This window comes from Undibacterium sp. TC4M20W, from assembly GCF_049340245.1.
Classification (GTDB): domain Bacteria; phylum Pseudomonadota; class Gammaproteobacteria; order Burkholderiales; family Burkholderiaceae_D; genus Undibacterium.
The window spans coordinates 348,462-357,912 of the sequence record NZ_JBMPPI010000005.1; the positions used below are offsets into that span (position 1 = coordinate 348,462).

Genomic DNA, 9,451 nt, shown 5'->3' on the forward strand with positions numbered 1-9,451 from the left:
TAATTAACAGTATCTCGAACTTATTCAAAGATCATAAGGAGTAGAATATTTTTTGATATAGCGATTGTTGATCACTATGCACAGTTAAATTGCGGGGAAATCACAACGATGATATTAAAAAAATCACATCAACTCAGAAGATATCTATTAAGCGCTCTTCCCTTGCTGTTTTCAACTTCTGTCTGGGCAGCGCAATTGCGCAAGCAAGTCTTTTTGATTGTAGAGTCAAATGCCACCAACACACCGCAAATCCCGTTTAATCCTGTCTTTCAGCAATGTGTAGCCTATGTTGAAAAAGAATTGCAGTTGCAGTTTGAGTATCGGCGTTATCCCTGGGCCCGTTTGCTGCAAAACCTGAATGAAGGTGAAGGCCTGGCTTTTGGTTTGTCCAAGACGAAGGAGCGGGCGCAAACCCTGCATTTTTCTATCCCGGCGTTCGGCACTTTTATCTGGCTGGTGGTCAGAAGTGACCAGACTTTTCCATTTTCCAAAATTGCTGACTTACAAGGCAAGACCGTCAGCATGATACGTGGCTCAACTTATGGCGATGAATTTGACAAGGCAAAAGCTGAATTGCTGGTGATAGAAGATGATGTGTATTCCCTGCCCTCGCGTCTTAAAAAACTACTCAGCAAGCGCACTGACGTCATGCTGTTCAGCCACCATGATCCCGACCCGCGCAAGGTTGAAGCCATGCTGAACAAGAGCATGCCAGACATTGCACCAGACACGCCTATGCCACCTGGCGTGACATTCAAAGTACTTGAGCATTATCTGTTTGTGGATTACATCCACTTTGCGATCCTGGCATCCGAGGACAAGGGCATCATTGAGCAAATCAATAAAGCCATCAGGAAGGGGCAGCAAGATGGCTCACTGCCTGCGGTCAATATACCGAGGAAATAAATCAGGCTGCGGCTGATGCTGCAAGGATAGGCTGCAAGGGCTTCCACACCATCTGGCTATCGAGTTTGTTCATGCAGTCGTGATGGCCAAGAGGACATTCTCTTTGCTTGCAAGGGGCACAAGCAAGACGTAGCGACAACGAGTGCGCGATATCAGAAAATGGCGGTGCATGATCAGGATCGGTTGGACCATAGATAGCAATGACAGGTCTGTTGAATGCAGAGGCAATGTGCAACAAGCCAGAATCATTTGACACCATGGCATCGCTTGCTGCTATCAGTGCCAGTGCCTGATCAAGCCTGGTCTTGCCAGCGAACTGATGAATTGCAGGACTAGCTGCCTGTATCTGCTGGCAAACTTCAACATCCTTGGGTGAACCCAGCAAGACAATTTGCGCATCAGAATGTGCTTGCAGAATGGTCTTCGCCAGTTCTGCAAAATGGCTGACAGGCCAGCGCTTGGCATTACCAAATTCGGCACCCGGAGCAAAACAGATCAAAGGCTGTTTTGCTGACAAACCCATCTCCTGCAAGACTGTATCTATCTGCACAGGTGTAATTTGCAAGCGCGGTTTGGGGAAACTCTGTGCAAGCTCAGTTACTGGCTTACTAGCCAGCGCTGCATAAAATGCCACCATGGCGCGTGGTACGGGCTTGCTGTCATGATGCATGACATTGATAAGGCCGTAGCGGCTTTCCCCCTTGTAGCCTACCCGCTTTTTGATGCCTGCCATCCAGGGCAGCAGTGCAAATTTGAGGGTATTCGGCAACACATAGGCGGCTGCATAGCCACGCTGACGCAAGATTTTTGCATAACGCCAACGCTCACGCAATTGCAGTGAGCCATGTTTGAAAGGTGTTTCCAGTACGGTATCCACTTCCACCATGGCGCGCAAAACCGGTGCTACCCAGGCGGGTGCCAGCACATCGATCGCAGCTTGCGGGTGGTCGCGCTTCAGCAATTGCAGCAAAGGCTGAGCCATGACGGCATCGCCTATCCAGTTGGGTGCAATGACAAGAATACGGCTTACAGCACTTTGCACAACGACACTCATCTTGGCGTGCGCCCCATGAGGAAGAACTCATCATTCGGGCGCATGGAAATCACATTTGCCATGCGGTTCGACAAACCAAAGAATGCGGTAATAGCAGCGATGTCCCAGATATCTTCATCATCAAAACCATGGCTGTGCAACAAGGCGTAGTCAGCATCATTGACGCTTTGCGAATCCAGGCAAACCTTGATCGCAAAATCCAGCATGACACTTTGACGTGGGGTGATGTCTGCCTTCAAATGATTGACAGCGACTTGGTCAGCCACGAGAGTATTCTTGGCATAGATGCGCAAGATGGCACCATGAGCGACCACGCAATACAGGCAATTGTTTTTCGCACTGGTGGCGGTGACTATCATTTCACGCTCTGCCTTGTTCAGGTTGCCGGTGGTTTTTAGCATCAGGGCATCGTGATAGGCAAAGAAGGCGCGGAATTCATCTGGCCTGTGCGCCAGGGTCAGGAATACGTTTGGTACGAAACCAGCTTTTTCCTGCACGGCCAATACTTTCTCGCGTATGTCGTCAGGCAAGTCTTTTATTTCTGGAACAGGGAAACGGGAAATCGCGGTAGTCATGGTTTCTCCTTTATCAATCAAGCAGCAAACTGCAGGCGATGCAGGTTGGCATAAGTGCCACCATTATCCAGCAATTCTGCGTGGGTACCCATCTCGATGATTTTGCCATCGACCAGTACCGCAATGCGGCTGGCGCGTTCAATCGTTGACAGGCGATGGGCGATGACCAGCGTGGTACGGCCCAGCATCAGTTCGTCCAGTGCGGCCTGTACAGCACGTTCAGACTCGCTGTCGAGTGCAGAGGTAGCTTCATCCAGAATGAGGATAGGTGCATTCTTATAAATGGCGCGGGCAATCGCCAGCCGCTGTCGCTGACCACCGGACAGGCGCATGCCGTTATCGCCTATTACCGTATTCAAGCCGTCGGGCAAATCGCGCACGACATCGGTCAGGTGTGCGGCCTGCACTGCCGCTGCTACGCGTGCTGGGTCTGGGTTGGCATCGCCATAAGCAATATTCGACACCAGGGTGTCATCAAACAAAACGACATTCTGGCTGACCATGGCAATTTGTTCGCGCAGGCTAGTCAAGGAAATGTCATGCAATGAAATACCATCGAGCAGGATATCGCCAGAATCCGGCGTGTAAAAGCGTGGCACCAGATTCACCAGCGAAGTCTTGCCGCCGCCAGACATGCCGACCAGGGCGATGGTCTCGCCCGGTGCAATGCTGAGGTTGATATCTTTCAGAGCTTCCTGCTCCTGACCAGGATAAGAGAAACTGGTGTGTACAAATTCCAGCTTGCCTTGCGCGCGGGCTGGCAGGGCTTTGCCACTATCGTTTTCTGGCAAGGTATCGATGAGAGCAAATACCGACTCTGCCGCAGCCATACCGCGCTGCATGGGGCCGTTCAAGTCTGCCAGCCGTTTCAAAGGTGTCAGCAACAGCATCATGAGACTGACAAATTCTATGAAGCGGCCTGCCGTAGTCGAATCTTGCGCTGCCTGCGACACGGCGAACATGATAACCACCGCCACTGCAATCGCCGCCGCCAGTTGTGTCAATGGCGTCGTTGATGCCACGGCAATGGTGGTACGCATGGCATAGCCACGCAATTTTTCATTCTTGGCTTCGAATCTTTCCTGCTCATATTTCTGTCCACCAAAAATACGTATGACCTGGCTGGCACGCGTTGCTTCTTCTATGACCTGGGTCAGTTCATTGCTGACATCGAGCTGGCTTTGATTGAGTTTGCGCAAGCGCTTGCTGACACCACGTACCAGAAAAGCCATGACCGGCATCATGATGAGAGCAATGATGGTCAACTGCCAGTTACGCCACAACAAGGCAGCCAGCAATACCATCACCGTCAATGAATCGCGGAACAGCGTGGTCATCGAGACCTTGAGCATCTCGACGATTTGCTGCGCCTCAAACATGATGGTGTTGATGATGCGGCCACTTGATTCACTCTGGTAAAAGCTGATGGGCACATTCAGGATGCGGTCAAACACCTTGGCGCGTAGTTGATTCAATAACCTGGTCGAAATCCAGGTCATCAGATAACTGGTAGTAAACGTGCAAATGCCGCGAAACAAAAAGATGGCAATAATGGCCGTTGGCACCATCCACAGGGCAAGCTTTTTCGCATCGGCATTAAAACCGTGATCGAGAATGTAGCCCAGCACCTTGGGGAACATGACTTCCGTCGAAGCCGTGCCCAGCATGGTCAGCAAGGCCCACCACACGCGGGAGCGATAAGGCGCGATGGACTGCCACAAGCGGCGGAACACATCGATGGTTTCTTTATTGATCAAACTCATAGTATGAAATTCATATCCTGTCTTGGCACAAGCCGCTCAATCAATTAATCAATCAGGCTTGCGCATAAATAATCTATCTGCGGCGCGACTAGTTTTTATTACGCATGCCAGCCAGCGGTATCGCCAGCAGGATCATGAAAGCCATGCCAAACACAGCATCACGCAAGATCGCATTGAACATGCCACCCAGCATCATGGCGATAGTCAGCATCAGCAAGGGCATAGCCATTTCCCTGGTATTGGGGTTTTCATGTACGGCCATTCGGTAAGCCACCCAGTATTGGGTCGCCCAGATCGCCAGCAGGGCCAACAAACCGATGACACCCACTTCTGTCAGGTACAACAAATAATCATTGTGTGGCGTCGTCATGGTAGAACTGATGAGGCCCCTGGCTTTGTTCTGGTAAAGATACATCCAGGTAGCAATACCATGACCTGCCAGGGGTTTCTCGGCAATGATCTCGCTGGTAATCTTGTAAAGTTCCAGACGCATGCCATCGTCATTGACTTTACGTCCCTGGGAAAAATCATGCAGTTGATGCACAGTACACAGGCTGCGCAATTTAAAAATTTCCCATGGCCCGGCTTGCACCAATCGCACTTCACAAGCCGCCGGTGGTGGCAGGCTCAATGCATATTTCCAGCCGCCGCCAAGTGCTGCCAGCAAGATCAAAGGCACAGCCACTACCCGCCATGACCAGCCTATCTGGCGCAAGATCAGCACACCACACAGGATAAAAAACAGCAGGCTGGCAGTTCTGGTTTTTGCCAGCAAGACCAGTGCTGCTGCCACATATACCATTGCCAGCACGCGCCAGACCAGGTGATCACGGTGCGTGCGCAAATCATGCAACATCCAGGCGGCAGCAATCGCCATCAATATGCCAAGCAAGATGGATTTATTTCCCTCATAAATCACATAGCTGCGAAATACAGTATTGACAGGCAAGAGATGGAAAAAATTTGCCACAAACAGGGTTGCCGCCAGCACTGCGCCAGCAAAGAAAACATACATCGCCCGCCTTTGCCAAACGCCGGCAGCCACGGTCAGGAAAGGCAGTAGAAACAAATACGTCTGGTAATGCACAAGCCCGGGCCAAAATTCCTTGCTTATTTCTGGCGGTATATCCTGCATCGCCGCCAGCACGATACTGACCAGGCTCAGGCCAAGTATCGGCAGCAACATCGCACTTTGCCTGATCCTGTGCATCTTCTCCAGGTAGCCACCCGATACCAGCAAACTGATATAAAACAGCAGCACGCCGGCATACATGACACCAACAGGGAAAAACAAGGTCAGCGGCAAGCCTGTCAATATCTGATGCGGCAAGGATTGGCGCCAGCCGGCTTGCGGCTCTGTCTGCATCTCCACTTGCAGCTTCATTTGCGATGAGCCACCACCCACTGGTAATACACTACTGGTATCCATGGAATCAAGCGTATTCAATTTTGACGTTTTTCATGGATAGCCATTCACCCAGGTTCTGCCGCAAGACATCGTCCGGGTTCACCCGCCACTGGTCGGACAGATACATTTCTGCGCTGGCATTGGCATTTTGGTAGCGTATCAATACCGGGCAACCATCGGCGTTCAAATGCGGCTTCAGCAGCTCTTGCAGCTTTTTGGTGTCTGCTGTCGATGTCAAGGTCAGGCGCAAACCCTGTGAAAACTGCACACGGGCACGACCTATGTCCATGACTTTTTCAGCCGAGATACGCAAGCCGCCTGAGAACCTGTCTTCCGACACCTTGCCCAGCACAGCCAGGAATTCATCTTCCTTGAACAGGGATTTGAATTCTTCCATGATCTCGCTATACACCGTTACCTCGACCACGGCAGTGCCGTCATCAAGGCTGACGATGAGCAATTTGCCGCGCTGTGTCATCTGCGTACGCACACCAGTGATGATGCCGCAAATCAGGCGCAAGTCGCGTGAAGGTTCCAGCTTGGCCAGGGTAGTTTTGATGAACTGGCGTACTTCTGGCGCATACGAATCAAACAGATGGCCGGACAAGTAAAAGCCCAGCGCCAGTTTTTCTTCCGTCAGGCGTTTCTTGTCTGTCCAGACTGCTACATCCAGATAATCTGGTGGTGCAATCAAATCGTCGTCATCGCCAAACAGGCTGACCTGGTTTGCTGCAGCTTCTGCCTGCATCGCTGCTTCCAGCGCAAAATCGACGGTGGCCAGCAAGACGCCACGGTCTTTGCCCAGGCAATCCATGGCACCGGCACGTATCAGTGACTCTACCGTGCGGCGATTAACCTGGCGTTTATCAACACGTTTGCAGAAATCGAACAAATCCTTAAATGGTCCGCCTTCTTTTCTGGCCGTGATAATGCTTTCTATCGCATTCTGGCCGGAACCTTTGACAGCACCCATGCCATAGCGTATCTGGCTGGATTTTTTACCAGCTTCGGCAACGGGCATGAAGCGGTATTCACTTTGATTGATATCTGGCGGCAGCATTTTGAGCTTGCAGATATCGATCGCATCTTCGACCAGGATCTTGACCTTGTCAGTATCATCCATGGCCAGCGACATATTGGCTGCCATGAAGGCAGCAGCATGATGCGCCTTCAGATAAGCGGTGTGATAAGACAGCAAGGCATACGCAGCAGCATGGGATTTATTAAAACCATAGCCCGCGAATTTTTCCATCAAATCGAAAATCTCGTCGGCTTTTTCTTGCGGCAAGCCATCCTTGGCTGCACCATCGCGGAAAATCTGGCGATGTTCGGCCATTTCTTCTGCTTTTTTCTTACCCATGGCACGGCGCAACAAATCCGCACCGCCGAGTGAGTAACCACCGACCACCTGGGCCATTTGCATAACCTGTTCCTGATACACCATGATGCCGTAGGTTTCAGACAAAATACCTTCGGTACGTGGGTCAGGATAATCGAAACGTTCACCGTGTTTACGTTTGCAGAAATCCGGGATCAGGTCCATAGGACCCGGGCGGTACAAAGCCACCAGCGCGATAATGTCTTCAAAACGGTCAGGACGCGCATCTTTCAGCATGCCTTGCATGCCGCGGCTTTCCAGCTGGAACACGGCCACGGTCTTGGCCTTGGTCAGCAATTCATAAGATGGCCTGTCATCCAGCGGCAATTTGGCCAGATCAAAATCTGCCATGGCCGGGTCCATCATCTTGATATAGCGCACTGCCCTGTCAAGAATGGTCAACGTGGTCAAACCCAAAAAGTCGAACTTGACCAGGCCCACAGCCTCAACGTCGTCTTTATCGTATTGCGACACCACGCCAGAATCACCACCCTGAGTGTAGAGCGGGCAAAAATCCGTGAGCTTGCCTGGTGCAATCAATACACCACCGGCATGCATACCGATATTACGGGTAATACCTTCTACCTGTTGCGCGAGGTCAAGCAGGGTTTTGACTTCTTCTTCGTTTTCCTGGCGTTCAGCCAGCAAAGGTTCTTCAACAATCGCCTCGGCAATCGTGACTTGCTTGCCCGGTTTGAACGGGATCAGTTTGGAGACACCATCGCAAAACATATAGCCAAAATCCAGCACCCGGCCGACGTCGCGTATCGCGCCCTTGGCAGCCATGGTACCGAAGGTGGCAATCTGCGACACCGCTTCTTTACCGTAACGGTCTTTCACGTATTGAATGACCTTGTCGCGGCCTTCCTGACAAAAATCAATATCAAAGTCGGGCATGGATACCCGCTCTGGGTTCAAGAAACGTTCGAACAGCAGGTTGTACTGCAAAGGGTCAAGATCAGTAATCAGCAGTGAATATGCAACCAGAGAACCAGCACCAGAACCACGGCCCGGCCCTACTGGCACGCCATTGTTTTTTGCCCACTGGATAAAGTCAGCAACGATGAGAAAGTAACCTGGGAAACCCATCTTGATGATGGTGTCAGTTTCAAACTTCAATCGTGCCTCATAACGGGCGCGCTCTTTCTCACGCTTTTCTTCATTCGGGAAAATTTGATTGAGACGAAACTCAAGACCGCGCCTGGACTCATGCTCCAAAAAGTCATTAATGGTCATGCCCTCAGGCGTAGGGAAATCCGGCAACTTCGGTTTACCCAGCTCCAGTACCAGGTTACAGCGCTTGGCGATTTCAACTGAATTGCGCAGTGCTGCTGGCAGGTCGGCAAACAGCTCTGCCATCTCAGCCTGGGTCTTGAAGCATTGTTGCTCATTGAACCTGCGTACGCGGCGGCCATTAGCCAGCATATCGCCTTCGGCAATACAGACCCGCGCTTCATGGGCGGTGTAGTCGTCCTTGCTGATGAATTGCACAGGATGAGTTGCCACTACCGGCAATTTGAGTCTGCCAGCCAGCGCCACGGCAGCACGCACATGGTTGTCCATGTTTGCCTGGCCTGCCCTTTGAATTTCTATATAAAAATGATTCGGGAAAATACTGGCCCAACGCCTGGCGTTTTGTTCTGCCAATTCAAGATTGCCGTTATCGATAGCAACACCAACATCACCAAAATGCGCGCCAGAAATAGCGATCAGGCCACCGCCCTTGCCTTCTTCAAAAATACTCTGCAACCATTCATAGCGGATTTCCGCCCGGCCCTTGTGCTGGTTAGTCAGCCATGCCTGTGCCAGCAATTCGCACAACTGCAAATAACCAAGCTTGTTCTTGACCAGCAAAAGCAACCGGGATGGTTTGTCACGATCGACATCATTGCTGATCCAGACATCGCAACCAGCGATGGGCTTCATGCCCTTGCCACGCGCGGATTTATAAAATTTCACCATGGCGAACAAATTCGCCAGATCAGTAATAGCCATTGCTGGCTGTTTGTCTTTTACTGCTGCCTTAATGACATCATCAATACGCACCAGGCCATCCACGATCGAATATTCGGAATGTATGCGCAGGTGAATAAAGGCAGGCTCGTAGGGCTTGCTGACGACAACTTCGGTGGTCGCTTCAGGGGAGGTAATTAATTCTGTAGTCATACCGCTATTCTACCTGTTGCCCAAGCTGATCAGAAGCTTTGCCTTGCTGAAGTTTTCAAATATGCAATTTATATTAATTAGGACTTACGCAAAACGCATAGAAATAGAAGGATTTCTGAGTTGCTGACATAAGTAATGGTCCAAAAGGCCGTGTTTAATGCGATAAGCGGTTTGTTTGGTAGTTCTGGCAATGTCGGTGAG

At 51.0% G+C, this 9,451-nt stretch carries 6 protein-coding genes and 1 pseudogene; 1 reads left to right on the plus strand and 6 read right to left on the minus strand.

Annotated elements, in window-relative coordinates; all coding sequences use genetic code 11:
- The first annotated feature begins 162 nt into the window (after positions 1 to 162).
- Positions 163 to 906, plus strand: coding sequence for a substrate-binding periplasmic protein (locus ACO0LL_RS09650; protein ID WP_422950634.1), 744 nt, complete (start codon positions 163 to 165; stop codon positions 904 to 906).
- Between the two features lies 1 nt (position 907).
- Here ACO0LL_RS09650 and waaF read toward each other — a convergent pair whose 3' ends face one another.
- The 6 genes and pseudogenes from waaF to ACO0LL_RS09680 all read right to left on the minus strand — a co-directional run.
- Positions 908 to 1,960 carry a lipopolysaccharide heptosyltransferase II gene (gene waaF / locus ACO0LL_RS09655; protein WP_422950635.1) on the minus strand — a complete coding sequence of 351 codons (1,053 nt, stop codon included), beginning with the start codon at positions 1,958 to 1,960 and terminating at the stop codon, positions 908 to 910.
- A complete protein-coding gene (locus tag ACO0LL_RS09660) occupies positions 1,957 to 2,535 on the minus strand; it encodes a peroxidase-related enzyme (protein WP_422950636.1) in 579 nt (192 codons plus the stop codon). Before ACO0LL_RS09660 ends, waaF begins: the two co-directional genes overlap by 4 nt.
- Before the next feature lie 17 nt (positions 2,536 to 2,552).
- A complete protein-coding gene (gene msbA / locus ACO0LL_RS09665; protein ID WP_422950637.1) occupies positions 2,553 to 4,298 on the minus strand; it encodes a lipid A export permease/ATP-binding protein MsbA in 1,746 nt (581 codons plus the stop codon).
- Positions 4,299 to 4,386: 88 nt separating this feature from the next.
- Positions 4,387 to 5,727 (minus strand): O-antigen ligase family protein, encoded by a 1,341-nt coding sequence (locus ACO0LL_RS09670; RefSeq protein WP_422950638.1) that lies wholly within the window; start codon positions 5,725 to 5,727, stop codon positions 4,387 to 4,389.
- A 4-nt stretch (positions 5,728 to 5,731) separates the two neighbouring features.
- On the minus strand, positions 5,732 to 9,250 hold the full coding sequence (gene dnaE, locus ACO0LL_RS09675) for a DNA polymerase III subunit alpha (RefSeq protein WP_422950639.1): 3,519 nt from the start codon (positions 9,248 to 9,250) through the stop codon (positions 5,732 to 5,734).
- An 84-nt stretch (positions 9,251 to 9,334) separates the two neighbouring features.
- Positions 9,335 to 9,451: pseudogene (locus ACO0LL_RS09680) on the minus strand (IS701 family transposase); the annotation flags it as partial.